20 protein-coding genes and 1 tRNA gene are annotated in these 18,683 nt (G+C 66.8%); 15 read left to right on the forward strand and 6 right to left on the reverse strand.

Annotated elements, in window-relative coordinates:
• The 9 genes from AC3WPZ_RS17135 (at position 1) to AC3WPZ_RS17175 (ending at position 6,172) form a co-directional block, all read left to right on the forward strand.
• Positions 1–327 (forward strand): integration host factor subunit alpha, encoded by a 327-nt coding sequence (locus tag AC3WPZ_RS17135; RefSeq protein ID WP_297402608.1) that lies wholly within the window; start codon positions 1–3, stop codon positions 325–327.
• Positions 328–518: 191 nt separating this feature from the next.
• Positions 519–971 (forward strand): MerR family transcriptional regulator, encoded by a 453-nt coding sequence (locus AC3WPZ_RS17140; RefSeq protein WP_291112894.1) that lies wholly within the window; start codon positions 519–521, stop codon positions 969–971.
• Positions 972–1,007: 36 nt separating this feature from the next.
• Positions 1,008–1,084: transfer RNA gene (locus tag AC3WPZ_RS17145), tRNA-Pro, on the forward strand.
• Between the two features lie 304 nt (positions 1,085–1,388).
• Positions 1,389–1,976, forward strand: a complete 588-nt coding sequence (locus AC3WPZ_RS17150) for a hypothetical protein (protein ID WP_291112896.1) — start codon at positions 1,389–1,391, stop codon at positions 1,974–1,976.
• A complete protein-coding gene (locus AC3WPZ_RS17155; protein ID WP_291112898.1) occupies positions 1,973–2,266 on the forward strand; it encodes an HPr-rel-A system PqqD family peptide chaperone in 294 nt (97 codons plus the stop codon). The genes AC3WPZ_RS17150 and AC3WPZ_RS17155 overlap by 4 nt, the downstream gene beginning before the upstream one ends.
• Entirely contained in the window at positions 2,251–3,183 is a 933-nt protein-coding gene (locus AC3WPZ_RS17160; RefSeq protein WP_444686718.1) for an HprK-related kinase A, read from the forward strand. The genes AC3WPZ_RS17155 and AC3WPZ_RS17160 overlap by 16 nt, the downstream gene beginning before the upstream one ends.
• A complete protein-coding gene (locus AC3WPZ_RS17165) occupies positions 3,180–4,286 on the forward strand; it encodes a nucleotidyltransferase domain-containing protein (RefSeq protein ID WP_444686717.1) in 1,107 nt (368 codons plus the stop codon). The genes AC3WPZ_RS17160 and AC3WPZ_RS17165 overlap by 4 nt, the downstream gene beginning before the upstream one ends.
• Positions 4,287–4,318: 32 nt before the next feature.
• Positions 4,319–5,044 carry a S1C family serine protease gene (locus AC3WPZ_RS17170; protein WP_382157355.1) on the forward strand — a complete coding sequence of 242 codons (726 nt, stop codon included), beginning with the start codon at positions 4,319–4,321 and terminating at the stop codon, positions 5,042–5,044.
• 9 nt (positions 5,045–5,053) lie between these two features.
• On the forward strand, positions 5,054–6,172 hold the full coding sequence (locus AC3WPZ_RS17175) for an NAD(P)/FAD-dependent oxidoreductase (RefSeq protein ID WP_444686716.1): 1,119 nt from the start codon (positions 5,054–5,056) through the stop codon (positions 6,170–6,172).
• On the opposite strand, the gene AC3WPZ_RS17180 is transcribed toward AC3WPZ_RS17175, so the two are convergent.
• Positions 6,173–7,258, reverse strand: a complete 1,086-nt coding sequence (locus AC3WPZ_RS17180; RefSeq protein WP_444686715.1) for a quinone-dependent dihydroorotate dehydrogenase — start codon at positions 7,256–7,258, stop codon at positions 6,173–6,175. It lies immediately after the preceding gene.
• Positions 7,259–7,296: 38 nt separating this feature from the next.
• Here AC3WPZ_RS17180 and rpiA point away from each other — a divergent pair, with 38 nt between their 5' ends.
• Complete coding sequence (rpiA, locus tag AC3WPZ_RS17185) at positions 7,297–7,968, forward strand: ribose-5-phosphate isomerase RpiA (RefSeq protein WP_382325207.1); 672 nt, start codon at positions 7,297–7,299, stop codon at positions 7,966–7,968.
• 33 nt (positions 7,969–8,001) lie between these two features.
• On the opposite strand, the gene AC3WPZ_RS17190 is transcribed toward rpiA, so the two are convergent.
• From AC3WPZ_RS17190 to AC3WPZ_RS17200, 3 genes are all read right to left on the reverse strand, one after another.
• Positions 8,002–8,661 carry a glutaredoxin family protein gene (locus tag AC3WPZ_RS17190; protein ID WP_444686714.1) on the reverse strand — a complete coding sequence of 220 codons (660 nt, stop codon included), beginning with the start codon at positions 8,659–8,661 and terminating at the stop codon, positions 8,002–8,004.
• Positions 8,662–8,692: 31 nt separating this feature from the next.
• Positions 8,693–10,774, reverse strand: a complete 2,082-nt coding sequence (locus AC3WPZ_RS17195; RefSeq protein ID WP_444686713.1) for a M3 family metallopeptidase — start codon at positions 10,772–10,774, stop codon at positions 8,693–8,695.
• A gap of 76 nt (positions 10,775–10,850) precedes the next feature.
• Positions 10,851–11,327, reverse strand: coding sequence for a YhbY family RNA-binding protein (locus AC3WPZ_RS17200; protein WP_291112915.1), 477 nt, complete (start codon positions 11,325–11,327; stop codon positions 10,851–10,853).
• A gap of 44 nt (positions 11,328–11,371) precedes the next feature.
• On the opposite strand from AC3WPZ_RS17200, the gene AC3WPZ_RS17205 reads away from it, so the two are divergent.
• From AC3WPZ_RS17205 to AC3WPZ_RS17225, 5 genes are all read left to right on the forward strand, one after another.
• A complete protein-coding gene (locus AC3WPZ_RS17205; protein ID WP_444686712.1) occupies positions 11,372–12,043 on the forward strand; it encodes an RlmE family RNA methyltransferase in 672 nt (223 codons plus the stop codon).
• Positions 12,044–12,187: 144 nt separating this feature from the next.
• Positions 12,188–14,107 (forward strand): ATP-dependent zinc metalloprotease FtsH, encoded by a 1,920-nt coding sequence (ftsH, locus tag AC3WPZ_RS17210; RefSeq protein WP_382157368.1) that lies wholly within the window; start codon positions 12,188–12,190, stop codon positions 14,105–14,107.
• 71 nt (positions 14,108–14,178) lie between these two features.
• Positions 14,179–15,009 carry a dihydropteroate synthase gene (folP, locus tag AC3WPZ_RS17215; protein ID WP_444686711.1) on the forward strand — a complete coding sequence of 277 codons (831 nt, stop codon included), beginning with the start codon at positions 14,179–14,181 and terminating at the stop codon, positions 15,007–15,009.
• Between the two features lie 66 nt (positions 15,010–15,075).
• Positions 15,076–16,419, forward strand: coding sequence for a phosphoglucosamine mutase (glmM, locus tag AC3WPZ_RS17220; RefSeq protein WP_382157372.1), 1,344 nt, complete (start codon positions 15,076–15,078; stop codon positions 16,417–16,419).
• Positions 16,416–16,907: a GNAT family N-acetyltransferase gene (locus tag AC3WPZ_RS17225; protein WP_382325195.1), complete on the forward strand. Its 492-nt coding sequence runs from the start codon at positions 16,416–16,418 to the stop codon at positions 16,905–16,907. The genes glmM and AC3WPZ_RS17225 overlap by 4 nt, the downstream gene beginning before the upstream one ends.
• 4 nt (positions 16,908–16,911) lie before the next feature.
• On the opposite strand, the gene AC3WPZ_RS17230 is transcribed toward AC3WPZ_RS17225, so the two are convergent.
• The gene (locus AC3WPZ_RS17230) at positions 16,912–18,114 is read right to left on the reverse strand and encodes an exo-beta-N-acetylmuramidase NamZ family protein (protein ID WP_444686710.1); all 1,203 of its coding nucleotides are present in this window, start codon (positions 18,112–18,114) and stop codon (positions 16,912–16,914) included.
• Between the two features lie 11 nt (positions 18,115–18,125).
• Positions 18,126–18,683 (reverse strand): DOMON-like domain-containing protein (locus AC3WPZ_RS17235; protein ID WP_492440730.1); only part of this gene is annotated, 558 nt, incomplete at its 5' end.

Consider the following 18,683-nt stretch of genomic DNA (forward strand, 5'->3'; position numbering starts at 1 on the left):
ATGGAACTCGCTGTGGAAAGCCTGGAAACGCCCGCCCTGACCAAGGCACAGCTCGCGGAGCTGCTGTTCGACCAGATTGGCCTGAACAAGCGCGAATCCAAGGACATGATCGATGCCTTCTTCGATCTGATCACCGACAGCCTGGTGAACGGCACCGATGTGAAGATTTCGGGTTTCGGCAATTTCCAGATCCGCACCAAGGCGCCCAGGCCCGGGCGCAACCCGAGAACGGGTGAGCCCGTGGCCATCGAAGCGCGCCGCGTGGTGACCTTTCACGCCAGTCCCAAGCTCAAGGAACAGGTGCAGACCGCCATCATTGGGGGTTGAGCGCACCCTGGGACGGCAACGGCCGAGCGGCCGCCACTGCGGTCTTCACAACACAAAACGCCCCGATTTGGGGCGTTTTTGTTGGCGGGCGGGGCCGTTGCAACATTTCACACGGAAATGTTCACCATGCCGTGCACACACGCACCAGTTAGAGTAGATTTCAAGGTTCGGTCCGTACCGCCTTGATTTTCATGGAAAAAACGCTTCCACCCATTCCCGCCAAACGCTACTTCACCATTGGTGAAGTGGGCGAGCTGTGTGGCGTCAAGCCGCACGTGCTGCGGTACTGGGAGCAGGAGTTCACGCAGCTCAGACCCATGAAGCGGCGCGGCAATCGCCGTTATTACCAGCACCATGAGGTGTTGATGATCCGCCGCATCCGCGAGCTTCTGTACGACCAGGGGTTCACCATCAGCGGTGCACGCAACAAGCTGCAGGAAATCGTTCAGGCCGAGCGCGACAAGCGCCGCAACGAGGAAGATGAGGCCATCGATGTGATCGACCTCGATGAAGTCGTTCATGGTGACGTGGTGATCCCCTTGATCGAAGCCGAGTACCCCGTGCACACCGGTTCAGGCGGCCTCCTGCACGACGTTCGGCGTGAACTGCTTGAAATTCGTGAGCTTCTGAGGCACTCTGCCTGATTTGCCCTCATTTGGACGCTATAATTTGAGGCTTGTCGGCGTGTAGCGCAGCCTGGTAGCGCACTTGCATGGGGTGCAAGGGGTCGCGAGTTCGAATCCCGCCACGCCGACCATTTTTACGAAAGCCCGGAATCGAAAGATTCCGGGCTTTTCTGTTTTTTGTTCCTGCGGAAAAACCGAATCCCAAGAAAATCAAAACGCTTTGCGCACTTGTTGAGAAAGTGCTATCAAATCGTCACACGGGTCTGACAGAATTCTCCCCATTTTGAGGGAGCGCCAAACCGGCAATATGTCCGCTTTTGACCCGTATTTGCTTACTTTTTGTTGCGCGTGGTCTATACTTACGCTACCAAAGGCTCAAGCACCCATTGGGCTTCCATCCGCACCTGGGCCTGTCTTGCAAGAGAGGTAAACAAGATGATCGATTCTTCCACTCCGTCTCAGCAACCCGCTTCTGGCGTGTCGCGTCGCCGTCTGGTGCGCGCAGGTCTGTCGGCTGCCCCTGTGATGGCCGCCTTGAAGAGCAACAGCGTGCTGGCTGGTGACCATACCTGCATCCGCCCGTCGTCGTTCTCGTCGCTGGCCGCCGCGCACATGAAGGTCAGCCAGGGGCGTGCGATCAAGACCGACTACGAATGCAAGTCGCATGGCTACTGGAAGAACAGCGAAGCGGGCCTGGCTACGAAGTTCAAGGAAACTAAGTTCCTGTCCACGACCACGGGCTTCACGCGCGATCCCGGCAACGTCTACGGCAAGATGACGATCCAGGAAGTGCTCGACCAGGGCGGCAACCGCAACAACGCGGCATTGGCGCGCCATGTGGCGGCCGCTTTCCTGACGGCCACCGCGTTCAACAACGACTCGACGCGCGTGCTCTTGACCAAGAGCCAGTGCCGCGCGATCTGGAATGGTCAAGGTGTGTGGTCGCCCTTTGCGGGGACGACCTGGACGCTGTCGCAGACGATGGCCTACTTTGACATGATCTACGGTCCAGCCTTCCTGTGACCCTGGCTCAGGCTCAGGTCAACTTCGGTTGTGCCCGGGCCGATCATTTCGCGATTCAGCATTGGCCGGATGGTGTGGTCGTGTACGACGACGCCAGCGGCAGTCTCCACGCGCTGACGCCCATCGCTGGCGAGGCGTTTGGCCTGATCCAGGCTGGGCAGGCCCGCGATGCCCAAAGCCTCGCCCAAGCCATGGGCCTTGTCGAGCCCGCGGCCGAGGAACTGGACATGCTGCAGTCCTTGCTTGTGCAATTCGAGTCCATGGGTCTGGTCGAGTGCACGCAGGGGTAAGGTCCACGCAGGCGCTGGCCGCACTCCCTCCAGCGGAACTGGCGCACCGCCTGTGTTCCGACGGTCTCTTTCTGCGCGTCCCCCCCTTTGTCATGCACATCCGCAGCCCCATTCCGGTGGTCGCGCAGGGCTTGCAGGCGCTCTATCCCGACCATGAGGTGTTGACGGGGGAAGACGTTTTTGCCGACTTCCACGTGAAGGTGAAGCCCAAGCGCCACCTGCTCAAGACGGTCTGTGTGTTCGAGATGGACGGCTTCCAGCCGTTCACGCCCCTGGCGTACGGCGAGGCGTTCGCGTTTCTGGAGTGGGGCATGAACTGGTGCGTGACCAGCTATTGCCACACCTGGATCACGATCCATTCGGCGGTGCTGGAGCGGGGCGGGCGGGTGCTCGTCCTGCCAGCGCCACCGGGCTCGGGCAAGAGCACGCTGTGCGCGGCCCTCATGCTGAGTGGCTGGCGTCTGTTGTCCGACGAAATGGCCTTGCTCGATCCGGTGTCGGGCCTGGTGACTCCGTCGCCGCGCCCGGTGAGCCTGAAGAACGAGTCGATCGAGGTCATCCGGAAACGGGCGCCCAATGCGAACTTCGGCCCCGTGGCCCGGGACACGATGAAGGGCACGGTGGCCCACATGCGCATTTCGCCGGACAGCCTCGCGCGCGCAGACCAGCCGGCCCGGCCGGCCTGGGTGATCTTCCCCCAGTTCAAGCGAGAGGCCCCGCTGACCGTGGAAGCGCGTCCCAAGCCCAGCGCGCTGGTGGAGCTCGCGTCCAACAGTTTCAACCACCACGTGCATGGGCGTGCTGGCTTTCAAGCCTTGGCGGCGCTGGTGGACGAGTGCGGCTGCCATGACTTGCAATACGGCCACCTCGACGAGGCCATTGCCTGGTTCGAGGCCCTTGCCGCCACACCCGCATGACGCTGCCCCGCATCGATACCCTCGTGGCGGCCCTGAAACGGCCGGACAGCCTGGGCGCCTTGGGCCCAGGCGCCTGGGATCTGCTCATTCGTCAGGCCCGTCAGGCCGACGTGCTCGCCCGCATCGGCAGCGGTGCTCAGGCCTCGGGCGACTGGGATGATTTGCCGGCGGCGCCCCGACGGCATCTTGGCTCGGCCATGGCGCTGGCGGCCCGACAGCACACCGAGCTGCGCTACGAGGTGGTCGAGATTGCGCGCGCGCTGGAGCCCATGGGTTTGCCGGCGGTGCTGCTCAAGGGCGCGGCCTACACCATGGCCGGGCTGGATGCCTCGCGGGGCCGCATGGTGTCGGACGTGGACATCCTGGTGCCCAGGCAGCGCCTGGCGGAGGTGGAGTCGGCGCTGATGATGGGTGGCTGGGTGTCCATGAACCGCGACGCCTACGACCAGCGCTACTACCGCACCTGGATGCACGAGCTGCCGCCGCTCAAGCACATGAAGCGTGGCACGGTGCTCGATGTCCACCACGCCATCATGCCGCTGACGGCTCGGCTCAAGCCCGACTCCGGCCTGCTGCTGGCCAGTGCCCGGCCGGTGGGTGACGATCCGCGGATCCAGGTGCTGTGCCCGGCCGACATGGTGCTGCACAGCGCGGCGCACCTGTTCCACGAGGGCGATCTGGAGCTGGGTCTTCGGGGGCTGGTCGATCTGGAGGCATTGCTGCGTGAGTTCGCCGCGAATCCGGACTTCTGGCCCGAATTGCTTGCGCGGGCTCGCGCCTTGCAACTGGAATGGCCGCTGCACCAGGCCTTGCGCTATGTCGGCCTGCTGCTCGATGCGCCCATCCCCCCGGCGGTGACCGAGGCGCTGCGCGCCAGCCCCGCTGTGCGCATGGCGCCCTGGCGCCAGCGCATGATGGATGCGCTCTTCCTGCGCGCCTTGCGCCCCGCCCATGCGTCCGCATCGGATGCATGGACGCCCACCGCCCGGTTCGTCCTGTACCTGCGCGGTCATTGGCTGCGCATGCCGCCGGTCATGTTGATATGGCATCTGTTGCGCAAGCTGGTCAAATCGATGCGGGCCGAGCCCGTGGACGCGAAATGAAACGACGCCTTTTCCATGCTTTGGGCCTCGGGATGATCGCTCTCCTGGGCGGGGCCGGCGCCTGGGCGGGGTTGGCCGACACGGTGGTGCGCGTGAAGCCGTCGGTGGTGCTGGTCGGCACGTTCAGGACCACGGACAACCCGCGGTTTCAACTGCGGGGCGCGGGCTTTCTGGTCGCGCGCGGTGATCTGGTGGTGACCAATGCCCATGTGCTGCCGTCGGAGGCCGACGAGGCGTCGCTGGTGGTTCAGGTGCGCGTGGGGCAGGGCGATTGGCAGATGCGCACGGCCACGGTGCTGGAGACCGATGTGGCGCGCGATCTGACGCTGCTGCGCGTGTCGGGCGCGCCCGGGCCCGCGCTCAAGATCGGCGATTCCCGGCGCGTGAGAGAGGGCGATGACCTGGCCTTCATGGGTTTTCCGATTGGAGGCTCATTGGGGTTCTCGCACGTCACGCACCGCGCGACCGTGTCCACCATCACCTCGGCGGCGTTGCCCAGCCCGTCGGCAGAGCGGCTGCGCGAGCAGGCCATCCGCAGCCTGCGCAATGGCACTTTCGACATCTTCCAGCTCGACGCCACGGCCTACCCGGGCAACAGCGGCGGGCCCTTGTTCGATCCGGACACGGGCGAGGTGATGGGGGTGATGAACATGGTGCTCATCAAGAACACGCGCGAGTCGGCGCTGAGCCAGCCCTCCGGCATCTCGTATGCCATTCCCGCGCGCTATGTGCAGGAACTGGTGGATCGCCACCGCTGAGGCCTTCCCATGAGCGCTGCGATCGAACAGGTCGATGCCCTGGTGGTGGGCGCCGGTGTGGTGGGGCTCGCCGTGGCGCGTGCCCTGGCGCTGGCGGGGCGCGAGGTGATGGTGCTCGAGCGCGAGGCCGACATCGGCACGGGCACGAGTTCGCGCAACAGCGAGGTCATTCACGCCGGCATCTACTACCCGGCGGGCTCGCTCAAGGCGCAGCTCTGCGTTCAGGGCAAGCACGCCCTGTACGCCTATTGCGCGGAGCGGGGCATTGCCCACCGGCGTTGCGGAAAGCTCATCGTGGCCAACACGGCTTCGCAGCTGGCGGCGTTGCCATCGATCATCGAGAAGGCCCGCGCGAACGGGGTGCACGACCTGCGGCTGCTCAACCGCGAGCAGGCGCGTGAACTCGAACCAGAACTGGAGTGCCTGGGCGCGGTGCATTCACCCTCCACAGGCATCGTGGACAGCCATGGCCTCATGCTCTCGCTGCAAGGCGATCTGGAGCACGCGGGCGGCATGGTGGTGTGCCACGCGCAGGTGGATCACCTCGCGGCAACCGATGCTGGCATCGACGTGCAGACCGTCGACGGCACGCGCCTGCGCGCGCGCACGGTGATCAATGCCGCCGGTCTTGGCGCCTGCGATCTGGCCTTGCGCATCCGCGGACTGGCGGCCGACCACGTGCCCAGGGCCTGGTTCGCCAAGGGCAACTACTTCACCTTGTCGGGCCGATCCCCTTTTGAGCATTTGATCTACCCCGCGCCCGAGCCGGACAAGCACCTGGCCGGTCTGGGCGTGCACCTCACGCTGGACCTGGGTGGACAGGCCAAGTTCGGGCCGGACGTGCAGTGGGTCGATCGGGCCGACGACCTGCAGGTGGACCCGGCCCGGGGTGAGGCGTTCTATGCGGAGGTCCGCCGCTACTGGCCCGGCCTGCCCGATGGTGCCTTGCAGCCGGGCTATGCGGGCATGCGGCCCAAGATCAGCGGTCCGCATGAGCCGGCGGCCGACTTCGTGATCCAGGGGCCGGCGGTGCATGGGGTGCCGGGGCTGGTCAACCTGTTCGGCATCGAGTCCCCGGGCCTGACCAGTTGCCTGGCCATCGCGGACCAGGTGGTTGCGTTGGCCTGATCAGCTGTCGGCCAGGGCCTGGATCGCCCGCGCCGATTCCCAGACCAGGGAGGGGCCCTGGTAGATCAGGCCGGTGTAGATCTGCACGATGTTGGCACCCGACTGGATCTTGCTCACCGCATCGTCCGCGCTCATCACGCCGCCCACGCCCACGATGGGAAAGCTCTTGCCCAGGCAGGCGCGCAGCTGGCGGATCACGCGGTTGCTGGCCTGCAGCACGGGGGCGCCCGACAGGCCCCCGGTTTCCTGGGCGTGCGGCTGGCCCGCGACCGCTTCGCGGCTCAATGTGGTGTTGGTCGCGATCACGCCGAAGGCGCTGGTGGCCACGCCATCGCTGTCGGCGCCGTAGCGCATCAGCGTGGTGGCGATGATCTCGACCTGCGTTTCGTCCAGGTCCGGCGCGATCTTCACGAACACCGGGATGCGGCGTCCATGGCGCTGTGCCAGCAGCTCGCGCCGCTCCGCGACGGCGCCGAGCAGGGCGTCCAGGGCCTCATCGCTCTGCAGGCTGCGCAGGTTCTGCGTGTTGGGGCTGGAGATGTTGACGGTGACGTAGTCGGCGTGGGGGTAGACCCCGTCGAGGCAGATCAGGTAGTCGTCGATCGCGCGCTCGATCGGCGTGCTGGCGTTCTTGCCGATGTTCAGGCCCAGCAGCATGGGGCTCACGCCCTTCTGTTGGCGAAAGCGCGCCTGTTTCACGTTGGCGATGAACGCGTCCAAGCCTTCGTTGTTGAAACCCAGGCGGTTGATCAGCGCCTGGGCCTTGGGCAGGCGGAACATGCGGGGCTTGGGGTTGCCGGCCTGGGCCTTGGGCGTGACGGTGCCCACCTCCACGAAGCCGAAACCCATGGCGGCCAGGCCGTCGATGCAGCGCGCGTTCTTGTCCAGCCCGGCGGCCAGTCCCACGCGGTTCGGGAACTGCAGACCTGCCAGCGTGTACGGGTCGTGCACCCGAGGTTCGCCATACAGGCAGGTCAGCGGCGAATGCTGCAGCCGGGCGATGGAGCCCAGGGTGAGTTCGTGGGCGGCTTCGGGGTCCAGACCGAACAGAAAGGGGCGTGCGACAGCGTAGGGAAGAAGCGACATTGGATAATCCGACTTGTTGTTCCAACCGATTGTCTCAAATGACCCAAGACGAACTCAAAGCCCTGGTGGGCCAGGCCGCCCTGCAATACGTGACCCCGGGCGACATCGTGGGGGTCGGCACCGGCTCGACCGTCAACAAGTTCATCGACGCGCTGGCCGGCATGAAGGACCAGATCCCGGGCGCCGTGTCGAGCTCGGAGGCGTCCACCGCGCGCCTGAAGGCGCTGGGCATCCCGGTCTTCGAGGCCAATGCCGTGGGCGAACTCTCGGTCTACATCGACGGCGCGGACGAGATCGACGGCCAGGGCCACATGGTCAAAGGCGGCGGCGCCGCGCTCACGCGGGAGAAGATCGTGGCCGCGCAATCGCGCCGCTTCGTCTGCATCGCCGACGACTCCAAGCTGGTGAAGGTGCTGGGCCGCTTCCCCTTGCCGGTGGAGGTGATCCCCATGGCGACGGCCCGGGTGGTGCGCCAGTTCGCGCAGATGAGCGGTACCGCCCAGGTGCGGATGAAGGATGGCGCTCCCCTGGTCACCGACAACGGCCAGCACATCCTGGATGTGACCGGCCTGCAGATCACCGACCCGCTGGCGTTCGAGAGCCAGGTCAACCAATGGCCGGGCGTGGTGACGGTGGGGGTGTTCGCCCACCAGAAGGCTGGCGTGTGCCTGCTGGGCACGCCGGATGGCGTGAAGACGCTGACGTTCTGAGAGAGTGGGCCGCCACCGAAGGCGGCCCGGTGATCAGAAACGGATGCCGGCGGGGTTCTGCGGGGGTGGCGTCACGGGCACTTCGGCCGGTGCGGAGGGCGCTGCGGGTTGCTCGCGCGCGGCAGAAGACGCACCTGCCGCTTCAGCGGGTCGCGCCGTTGCCACCAGAGGCGTGGCGGCCGGGCGGCGGTAGCTGGAGGGCAGGGCGGATTGCTTGGGGTAACCGGCGGCGTCCAGGAACTGCGACCACTCGGTGTCCGAATAGCCCTTGATCTGCTGGCTGCCGATGGTCAGGAAGGGCAGAGAGGCCTCGCCGCTGAGGCGCTTGAGCGCTTCAGCATCCTGTGGCGTCTCGACCGTCTTCTCGCTGTAGGGAATGCCACGCGCATTGAGCAGGTTGCGCCCGCTGTTGCACGGTGCGCAGTCGCGACCGGTGTAGAGCGTGACCGGGTAGCGGCTGCTGGTCTGGCGCAGTTCAAAGGGCAATTGGGCGCTTGCGCCGGCGGAGACGCCCGCCGCCGTGCCGCCCACGGGCCGTGCCGGGGTGGTCGCCGGCGGTGGTTGGTCGGAGTAGGTGACCTTGCCGTCCGGCCCCACGATCCGGTAGACGCCTTGCGCGAGCACGGGTGCGGCGAGCAGGCTGGCCAGCACGGCCAGGGCAAGCAGTCGGGGCGCGGGGCAATGGGCGTTCATGGCGGTTCCTATCGGCAGGCCACGGGACAAATCAAGCCATGCCCTGGTGGCGCAGCAGGGCGTCGATGCTCGGCTCGCGGCCCCGGAAGGCCTTGAACGATTCCATGGCCGGGCGGCTGCCGCCGGCTTCCAGGATCGCCTGACGATAGCGGCGCCCCGTGGCGACGTCCAGCGTGCTGTGGCCATTTTGCAGCGCCGCTTCCTCGAAGGCGGCGTAGGCATCGGCCGACAGCACTTCGGCCCATTTGTAGCTGTAGTAGCCTGCGGAATAACCGCCGGCGAAGATGTGGCTGAAGGTGTGCGGCGTGCGGCTGTAGGCCGGCGGTTGCAGCACGGCCACTTCGTCGCGCACCTGTTGCTGCAGCGCCAGAATGGCCGCACCACTGGCGGCGGGCTCGGGCAGGCTGTGCAGCAGCATGTCGAACAGTGAGAACTCTACTTGGCGCAGCGTCTGCAGGCCGCTCTGGTAGTTCTTGGCGGCCAGCATCTTGTCGAACAGCGCGCGCGGCAGCGGCTCGCCGGTGTCCACGTGGGCCGTCATGTGCTTGAGCACATCCCACTCCCAGCAGAAGTTCTCCATGAACTGGCTGGGCAGTTCGACCGCGTCCCACTCCACGCCGCTGATGCCGGAGACATCGCGCTCGTTCACTTTCGTGAGCATGTGGTGCAGGCCGTGGCCGAACTCGTGGAACAGGGTGATGACGTCGTCGTGCGTGAGCAGCGCGGGCTTGCCGTTCACCCCCTCGGCGAAGTTGCAGACCAGGTGCGCCACCGGCGTTTGCAGCACGCCCGTGTCGGGTCGCAGCCAGCGCGCGCGCACATCGTCCATCCAGGCGCCGCCCCGCTTGCCGGTGCGGGCGGCCGGGTCCAGGTAGAACTGCCCGACCAGCTCGGTGCCCTGAGGCCCCGAGCGCTCGATGCGGTAGAACGCCACGCCCGGGTTCCACACGGGTGCCTGGTCGGGGCGGATCGCCACCTCGAACAGGGTCTCGACGATCTGGAACAGACCGGCCAGCACCTTGGGGGCGGTGAAATAGGGTTTGACTTCCTGCTCGCTGAAGGCGTAGCGCGCTTCCTTGAGCTTCTCGCCGATGTAGGGCCAGTCCCAGGCCTGGGGATCGTTCAGGCCGAGTTCGGTGGCCGCGAATTCGCGCAGGTCGGCCAGGTCTTTCTCGGCGTGGGGCCGGGCCTTAGCGGCGAGGTCGCGCAGGAAGGCGATCACCTGCTCGGGCGATTCGGCCATCTTGGGCACCAGCGACACGTCGGCGTAATGGCGGTAGCCCAGCAGGCGGGCCTCTTCGTGGCGCAAGGCGAGCAGCTCGCCCATGATCGCGGTGTTGTCGAACTTGGTCGCCTCGCCAGCGGCCTGATCGCTGGCGCGGGTGGCGTAGGCGCGGTAGAGCTTCTCGCGCAGCGGGCTGCTGTGGGCGAACTGCATCACCGGCAGGTAGCAGGGCATCTTCAGCGTGAGCTTGTGGCCGGTCTTGCCGTCGGCCTGGGCCGCCGCGGCGGTGGCCTGGAGCACGTCGTCGGGCACGCCGGCCATCTCGTCGGCCGTGGCGATCAGCGAAAAGGCGTCGGTGGCGTCCAATGCGTTTTCGCTGAACTTCTGGGCCAGTTCGGCCTGGCGTTCCTGCAGCCAGGCAAAGCGGGCCTTGGCCTCACCTTCCAGGGCCGCGCCACCCAGCACGAAGCCGCGCATGGCGTTGTGGTGGGCCTGGGCCTGTTCGGCATTGAGCGTGGCGGGGTCCATGGCCTTGTACTTGGCGTACAGGCGCTCGTCGGCACCCAACCGCGTCCAGAACTCGGTGACCTTGGGCAGCGCCTCGTTGTAGGCGGCTCGCAACTCGGGGGTGTCGGCCACGCTGTTGAGGTGGCTCACCGCGCCCCAGGCGCGCGACAGGCGCTCCGCAGGCACGTCCAGCGTGAGGGAAATCCGGGCCCAATCGTTGGGAAAACTGGGTGCCGTGACCTCTTCCAGCGCCGTGCTCGCCGCCTGCAGCAGCAGGTCCATCGCGGGCCCCACCGCCGCGGGCGTGATCGCATCGAAGCGGGGCAGGTCGCTGAAGTCGAGCAGGGGATTGAGGGTGGCTGGGGCGGTTCGGTCGTTCATGCGTTCTCAGATGTGGCGGTATGAGGGAAGTTCAAGGCGCGGCCCTGCACGAACGGGGAGCCAGAGGCTATCGCGGCTATTGGGATTGCGCGCTCTTCTTCACGCTCTTTTTCATGACCTTGGCGCGCTTGACCTGGCCACCGGGCGTGAGGCGCTGGTTGCCCAGCACGCGCACCACCTTGACCTCGGGGCGCTGGCCGCCGCGCTTGCTGAATTTCAGCACCTTGACGTCGCGCGGGCCCGGCTTGCGGTCCTCGTCGACGACTTTTTCCTTTTCCGGCATGGGGCGCCAGAGCACCAGCAGCTTGCCGATGTGCTGGATCGGCGCAGCGTCCAGCTCGTCGGCCAGGGTCTGGAGCATGGCTTCGCGGGCGGTGCGGTCGTCGTTGAGCACCCGGATCTTGATCAGGCCGTGGGCCTTGAGCGCGGCATCGGCTTCTTTCTTCACCGAGGCGCTCAGACCGTCACCCCCGATGTGGACGACGGGATCGAGGTGGTGGGCCTCGGCTCGGTGGACTTTGCGCTGGGCGGGGGTGAGTGTGATCTGGGGCATGGGACAATTATCGTTTACACAGACCCCAGGCGTCCCTCATGGGCATGAAAGTCAAAACACAGAGCAAGAAGGTCAACAAGGCCTGGCTCAACCAGCACGTCAACGACCCGTACGTGCGCCTGGCGCAGAAGGATGGCTACCGTGCGCGGGCGGCCTACAAGCTGCAGGAAATCGATGAAACGCTGGGGCTGGTGCGGCCCGGACAGGCGGTTGTCGATCTGGGCTCCACGCCCGGGGCCTGGAGCCAATACCTGCGCCGCCGGCTCAGCCCGAACGGGGCGGCCGTGGGCGAATTGCACGGCACCATCGTCGCGCTGGACATGCTGCCCATGGAGGCGGTGGAAGGCGTGCACTTCATCCAGGGCGATTTTCGCGAGGCGGCGGTGCTGGCTGAGCTGGAGCAGTCCCTGGTGGACCGGGGTGTGCAGCAGGTCGATCTGGTGGTGTCGGACATGGCGCCCAACCTCTCGGGCATCGGCATGACCGACGCCGCCCGGATCTCCGATCTGGTCGAACTCGCGGTGGATTTTGCCGTTCATCACCTCAAACCCGACGGTGCGCTGGTGGTCAAACTGTTCCATGGCGGGGCCTATGACCCCATGGTGGCGCTGTTTCGCGAGACCTTTCGCACGGTCAAGGCGGTCAAACCCAAGGCCTCCCGGGACAAATCCTCGGAAACCTTCCTGGTGGGACTGGGTCTCAAAAAGGTCGGTTGAGGGGCTTGACGCCCTGGCGCCATTGAAAAATGCCAACCCTTTGATTGACATTGCCACGTCATGCCCCAGGGGCATGGGGGCTTGAAAGTCCTAGAATGGGAAACATATGAGCTTGTCAGTCACTATCGTCTCCAGGAGCTGCACTTGAACAACCAGTGGTTTTCGAAAATCGCCGTGTGGATGGTCATCGCCATGGTGCTTTTCACCGTCTTCAAGCAGTTCGACACGCGCTCCGCGGCGGGTTCGGGTTACATGGGGTATTCCGAGTTCCTCGACGAGGTCAAAGCCCAGCGCATCAAGAGCGCCACCATCCAGGAAGGCCAGGGCGGCACCGAAATCGTGGCCATCACGCAGGACGACCGTCGCGTGCGCACCACCGCCACCTACCTCGACCGCGGCCTGGTGGGCGACCTGATCAACAACAACGTCAAGTTCGACGTGCGTCCGCGCGAAGAGAGTTCGCTGCTCATGACCCTGCTGGTCAGCTGGGGACCGATGCTGCTGCTGATCGGCGTCTGGATCTACTTCATGCGACAGATGCAGGGCGGCGGCAAGGGCGGGGCGTTCAGCTTCGGCAAGAGCAAGGCCCGCATGCTCGACGAGAACAACAACACCGTGACCTTCGCCGACGTGGCGGGTTGCGACGAGGCCAAGGAAGAAGTCAAGGAAGTCGTGGACTTCCTGAAAGACCCGGCCAAGTTCCAGAAGCTGGGTGGGCGCATTCCGCGTGGTCTGTTGCTGGTCGGCCCGCCGGGCACCGGCAAGACGCTGCTGGCCAAGGGCATTGCCGGTGAAGCCAAGGTGCCGTTCTTCAGCATCTCGGGTTCCGACTTCGTGGAAATGTTCGTCGGCGTGGGCGCGGCCCGCGTGCGCGACATGTTCGAGAACGCCAAGAAGAACGCGCCCTGCATCATCTTCATCGATGAAATCGACGCCGTGGGCCGCCAGCGTGGCGCGGGCCTGGGCGGTGGCAACGACGAACGCGAACAGACCCTCAACCAGATGCTGGTGGAGATGGACGGTTTCGAGACCAACCTGGGCGTGATCGTGGTCGCCGCGACCAACCGCCCGGACATTCTGGACGCCGCCTTGCTGCGCCCGGGCCGCTTCGACCGCCAGGTCTATGTGACGCTGCCCGACATCCGCGGCCGCGAGCAGATCCTGAACGTGCACATGCGCAAGGTGCCGCTGGGCACCGACGTGAACGCCAGCGTGATCGCGCGTGGCACGCCGGGCATGAGCGGTGCCGATCTGGCCAATCTCTGCAACGAAGCCGCCCTGATGGCCGCGCGCCGCAACGCGCGCGTGGTGGAGATGCAGGACTTCGAGAAGGCCAAGGACAAGATCTTCATGGGCCCCGAGCGCAAGAGCATGGTCATGCCCGAGGAAGAGCGCCGCAACACGGCGTACCACGAGTCGGGCCACGCGCTGATCGGCAAGCTGCTGCCCAAGTGCGACCCGGTGCACAAGGTCACCATCATCCCGCGCGGCCGCGCGCTGGGCGTGACCATGAGCCTGCCCGCGCAGGACCGCTACAGCTACGACAAGGACTACATGCTGAACCAGATCAGCATGCTGTTCGGTGGCCGCATCGCCGAAGAAGTGTTCATGAACCAGATGACCACCGGCGCTTCGAACGACTTCGAGCGCGCGACCACCATCGCCCGCGACATGGTGATGCGCTACGGCATGACCGACGCGCTGGGCCCGATGGTCTACGCCGAGAACGAAGGCGAAGTGTTCCTGGGCCGTTCGGTGACCAAGACCACCAACATGAGCGAGTCCACCATGCAGAAGGTGGACGCCGAGGTGCGCCGCATCATCGACGCCCAGTACAAGCTGGCGCGCGACCTGATCGAGCAGCACAGCGACAAGATGCACGCCATGGCCACCGCGCTGCTGGAATGGGAAACCATCGACGCCGACCAGATCGACGACATCATGGCCGGCAAGCCACCGCGCCCGCCGAAGGACTGGACGCCGCGCAACCCCTCGGTGGGTGGTGGTGGTGGCAGCGGAGGCACCCCGGCGGTGACCACCGACCCCACACCCTCGGCCGCCTGAGCGGCGCGGATTCTTCATGCACATACGGGGCTTCGGCCCCGTTGTCGTTTCTACCGTTCTTTTGTTTTCCCATGCGCTGGCAAACCACCCGTTTCGATATCGACCTCACGAGCCCGCGCGTCATGGGCATCGTCAACGTCACGCCCGATTCGTTTTCCGATGGCGGGCTGCATGCCGGCACAGCCGCTGCGCTGCGGCATTGCGAGCAGTTGCTGAAGGAGGGCGCCCACATCCTGGACATCGGCGGTGAATCGACGCGCCCGGGCAGCCCGGCGGTGCCGCTGGAGGAGGAACTGGCGCGCGTGCTGCCCGTGGTCCGGGAGGCGGTGCGCCTGGACGTGCCGGTCTCGGTGGACACCTACAAGCCCGAGGTGATGCGGGCGGTGCTCGACGCGGGGGCTGACATCGTCAACGACATCTGGGCCCTGCGGCGCGGTGACGCGCTGCAGGCGGTGGCGGCGCACCCGCGCTGCGGCGTTTGCCTGATGCACATGCACCGCGATCCCCAGACCATGCAGGTGGCCCCCATGGACGGCGACGTGTTGCCCGACGTGCTCGCCTTCCTGGCCGAACGAGCCGGCGCGCTGATGGCGAACGGCGTGGCGCGCGAGCGCATCGTGCTCGACCCCGGCATCGGTTTTGGCAAGACCGTGGCCCAGAACCTGAGCCTGCTGGCCCGCCAGGCGGAGTTGCTGCCCCTGGGCTATGCCCTGTTGGCCGGCTGGTCACGCAAGTCCACACTGGGTGCGGTCACCGGCCACGAGCGGCCCGCCGACCGCGCGGCAGCCAGTGTGGCGGCGGCCTTGCTGGCGGTGGAGCGCGGTGCGCGCGTGGTGCGTGTGCACGACGTGCGTGACACGGTGGACGCGCTCAAGGTCTGGCAGGCATTGCAAATCAGCTGACCGTCAGGGCCGCCCGCGATAATGCGGGGACCCGAATCCCACAACAAGAGAGAGGACAGGAGCAACATGGCCCGCAAATACTTTGGCACCGACGGCATCCGAGGCACCGTCGGGCAGGCCCCCATTACCCCCGATTTTGTGTTGCGCCTGGCGCATGCCGTGGGACGTGTGTTGCGGCGCACCGAGGCACATCCCACCGTGCTGATCGGCAAGGACACGCGCATTTCCGGCTACATGCTGGAGTCGGCGCTCGAATCGGGTTTCAACTCGGCGGGGGTGGACGTGGTGCTGCTCGGCCCGGTGCCCACGCCCGCGGTGGCTTACCTCACGCGGGCGCAGCGCGCCAGCTTGGGGGTGGTCATTTCGGCCAGCCACAACCCGTTTGCCGACAACGGCATCAAGTTCTTCAGCGCCCAGGGCGCCAAGCTGCCGGACGACTGGGAGCTGGCGGTCGAGGCCGCGCTGGAAGAGCCACCCGTGTGGGTGGAATCGGCCTTGCTGGGCAAGGCGCGCCGGCTGGACGACGCGGCCGGCCGCTACATCGAATTCTGCAAGAGCACCTGCGCCTACCACCTCACGCTCAAGGGCCTGAAGATCGTGGTGGATGGCGCCAATGGGGCGGCTTACCAGATCGCGCCCGCCGTGTTCCACGAGCTGGGTGCCGAGGTCATCAAGATCGGTTGTTCGCCCGATGGCCTGAACATCAACCACCACGTGGGTGCCACCCACCCGCAGGCCTTGCTGGAGGCCGTGAAGGCCCACGGCGCCGACTACGGCATCGCGCTCGATGGCGATGCCGACCGCATCCAGATGGTCGATGCCCAGGGGCGCCTCTACAACGGCGACGAACTGCTGTACCTGATCGTGGCGGACCGCATCGCGCGCGACGAAGACGTGCCGGGTGTGGTGGGCACGCTCATGACCAACATGGCGGTGGAGGTCGCGCTCAAGTCGCGCGGCGTGAAGTTCGTGCGCGCCAAGGTGGGCGACCGGTACGTGCTGGAAGAACTCGAGCGCCATGGCTGGATCCTGGGCGGCGAAGGATCCGGCCACCTGCTGGTGCTGGACCGCCACACCACCGGCGACGGCCTGGTGTCGGCCCTGCAGGTGCTGCACGCCTGCGTCGACAGCGGCAAGACCATGGCCCAGTTGCTGGCCGACGTGACGCTGTTCCCGCAGACCCTGATCAACGTGCGGCTCAAGCCCGGTCAGGACTGGAAGACCAACACCTTCCTGGACGAAGAGACGCGCGCGGTGGAGGCCGAACTGGCCGACAGCGGCCGCGTGCTGATCCGCGCCAGTGGCACCGAGCCCCTGCTGCGCGTGATGGTGGAAGCGCGCGACGCCAAGCAGGCCCAGGCCTGCGCGGAGCGTCTGGCCGCCGCGGTGCAGGCACAGGTGCCGGCGTGACCACGGCCGACATCACCACGCTGCGCGCCGACTACGCCAACCCCGCGCACGCGGCGGCGCTGGTCCTGCTGCTCGATGCCTACGCCAGCGATCCTGCGGGTGGTGGGCAGGGGTTGTCGGCCTTTGCCAAAGCGAACCTGGTGGCCAGCCTGGCGGCGCGGCCGCAGGCCTACAGCGTGCTGGCCTTTGACGGCGGGCAAGCGGTGGGCCTGGTGAATTGCATCGAAGGCTTTTCCACCTTCGCCTGCAAGCCGCTGGTGAACGTGCACGACGTGGCCGTGCTGGCCAGCCACCGGGGTCGCGGCATTGCCGAGCAGATGCTGGCCCAGGCCGAGTTGATCGCGCGCGAGCGCGGCGCGGTGAAGCTCACGCTGGAGGTGCTGTCCGGCAACCAGCCCGCCATGCGGCTCTACGAGCGCATCGGTTTTGCCGGTTACCAGCTCGACCCGGCCATGGGCAGCGCCCAGTTCCTGCAGAAATGGCTCTGAGCGCTCAGTAGAGCAGGTGGGGCCGGCGCGCGTCGGCCCAGGCGGCTTCGTCGGCCGCCGCCGTGGCGTCCAGCACATCGGGCGCTGCCGATACATCGTCCACCCACTCGCGCAACAGCGGCCCGCCGTTGATGAGGTCGATCGCCAGCCGGTCGTGCTCGTACTCGTAGGCGAAATCCCGCCACAGCGGGTAGTCCGGCGCCTGCAGCCGCAAGGCCCGGAACGCCAGCGCCTGCAGGCGCCAGGGCTTGAAGGCCGCGTGGTCGTAGTGAGTCGGGTCCTCCACATGGATCTGCACGCCCGCGCACAGCTGGCCCACGTGCTTGTGGAAGGTGGGCTCGAAGAAACACTCGCGCAAGACGCAGCCCCTGATCCACTGCGGAGCCAGGCCCTGCATGTCGGAGACCAGGCGGCGGGTGTCGATGCCGGGCGCACCGAAGAGCTCCAGGGGTCGCGTGGTGCCCCGGCCCTCGCTGAGCGTGGTGCCTTCGAGCATCACGGTGCCGGCGTAGGCGCGCGCCATCGACAGGTTGGCCGCGTTCGGGCTGGGGTTGACCCAGGTGCGGCCTTCGGGCCAGCCGAACCCCGGTGCCGCCTCGGGCTGCCAGCCGGCCATGGTGATCACGCGGTACTCCAGCTGCAGGCCGAGCGTGGCGATGAACCAGTGGCCCAGCTCGCCCATGGTCATGCCATGGCGCATGGGCATGGGACCGGAGCCCACGAAGCTTTCCCAGCCTTCGCGCAGCGTGAGGCCTTCGATGGGGCGGCCCGCCGGGTTGGGGCGGTCGAGCACCCACACCGCCTTGCCGTGCCGCGCGGCGGCCTCCAGCACATAGCGCAGCGTGGTGATGAAGGTGTAGATGCGGCAGCCGAGGTCCTGCAGGTCGACCAGCAGCACGTCGAAGTTGTCCATCATGGCGTCGGTTGGCCGCCGCACCGTGCCGTAGAGGCTGAACACCGGGATGCCCAGCCGGGGGTCGTTGAAGTCGGGCGACTCGACCATGTTGTCCTGCTTGTCGCCGCGCAGGCCGTGTTGCGGGCCGAAGGCGGCGCTGAGCCGGACGTCGGGCAGGGCGGCCAGGGCGTCCAGCGAATGCGTCAGGTCGCGCGTGACCGAGGCCGGGTGCGCGAGCAGGGCCACGCGCCGGTCTTTCAAGGGGGCGCGCAGGGCAGGGTCTTGCAGGAAACGTTCGATGCCGAATTGCATGGGGTCTTGGTTCAGGGCAGGGGTGCGGCCAGCCGCAGGGCGCGGCCGTCGGGGTGGTGGAAGTCGGGGCGTTCGTTCGGGTGGTGCAGCGCCCAGTAGCTCAGATGGCCATTGCGCTCCTCGATCACGGCGCACAGGCCCAGGCACAGCGCGGAAGGGCTGCGGGGCAGGGCGGTGGCCGGCAGGCGCGCGGTGAGCGTGAGGGCGCGCGGCGTGGTGTGGGCCAGGGGGGGGCGCAGCAACGCGCGGTCGCGGGCTTCGGCCGCCTCATCGCGCTGGCGTTCGGATGAAAACCGGTAGGCGGCCCACTCGCTCGACGGCGAGAAATTGAACTCGCGGTAGGCGGCCTCGCCGTCGGCGGCCACGAAGGCCTCCAGGCAGGTGTGCCGCCACAGGCCGTCGGTGGGCACGGGCGCGGCTGGTGCCGGGATGCGCAACGCCGTGGTGTCCCCCCGCAGCGCGTAGCGCAGCCGCAAGCCATCGGCGTGGACGCGGACCTCCACCGACACCGTCAGCACCACACCACTGGGCGTGGCGGGGTGACAGCGCAGCTGCGCACGGAGGGGGGC

The sequence above is a fragment of the Hydrogenophaga sp. FW305-3-2-15-A-LB1 genome (assembly GCF_058787875.1).

Coding starts and splice junctions, on each gene's coding strand:
- AC3WPZ_RS17150 (WP_291112896.1), top strand. CDS start 1,389: ATGATCGATTCTTCCACTCCGTCTCAGCAACCCGCTTCTGGCGTGTCG.
- AC3WPZ_RS17135 (WP_297402608.1), top strand. CDS start 1: ATGGAACTCGCTGTGGAAAGCCTGGAAACGCCCGCCCTGACCAAGGCA.
- rpiA (WP_382325207.1), top strand. CDS start 7,297: ATGACCCAAGACGAACTCAAAGCCCTGGTGGGCCAGGCCGCCCTGCAA.
- AC3WPZ_RS17170 (WP_382157355.1), top strand. CDS start 4,319: ATGATCGCTCTCCTGGGCGGGGCCGGCGCCTGGGCGGGGTTGGCCGAC.
- folP (WP_444686711.1), top strand. CDS start 14,179: ATGCGCTGGCAAACCACCCGTTTCGATATCGACCTCACGAGCCCGCGC.
- AC3WPZ_RS17175 (WP_444686716.1), top strand. CDS start 5,054: ATGAGCGCTGCGATCGAACAGGTCGATGCCCTGGTGGTGGGCGCCGGT.
- AC3WPZ_RS17180 (WP_444686715.1), bottom strand. CDS start 7,258: ATGTCGCTTCTTCCCTACGCTGTCGCACGCCCCTTTCTGTTCGGTCTG.
- AC3WPZ_RS17195 (WP_444686713.1), bottom strand. CDS start 10,774: ATGAACGACCGAACCGCCCCAGCCACCCTCAATCCCCTGCTCGACTTC.
- AC3WPZ_RS17165 (WP_444686717.1), top strand. CDS start 3,180: ATGACGCTGCCCCGCATCGATACCCTCGTGGCGGCCCTGAAACGGCCG.
- AC3WPZ_RS17230 (WP_444686710.1), bottom strand. CDS start 18,114: ATGCAATTCGGCATCGAACGTTTCCTGCAAGACCCTGCCCTGCGCGCC.
- AC3WPZ_RS17205 (WP_444686712.1), top strand. CDS start 11,372: ATGAAAGTCAAAACACAGAGCAAGAAGGTCAACAAGGCCTGGCTCAAC.
- AC3WPZ_RS17140 (WP_291112894.1), top strand. CDS start 519: ATGGAAAAAACGCTTCCACCCATTCCCGCCAAACGCTACTTCACCATT.
- AC3WPZ_RS17200 (WP_291112915.1), bottom strand. CDS start 11,327: ATGCCCCAGATCACACTCACCCCCGCCCAGCGCAAAGTCCACCGAGCC.
- AC3WPZ_RS17190 (WP_444686714.1), bottom strand. CDS start 8,661: ATGAACGCCCATTGCCCCGCGCCCCGACTGCTTGCCCTGGCCGTGCTG.
- glmM (WP_382157372.1), top strand. CDS start 15,076: ATGGCCCGCAAATACTTTGGCACCGACGGCATCCGAGGCACCGTCGGG.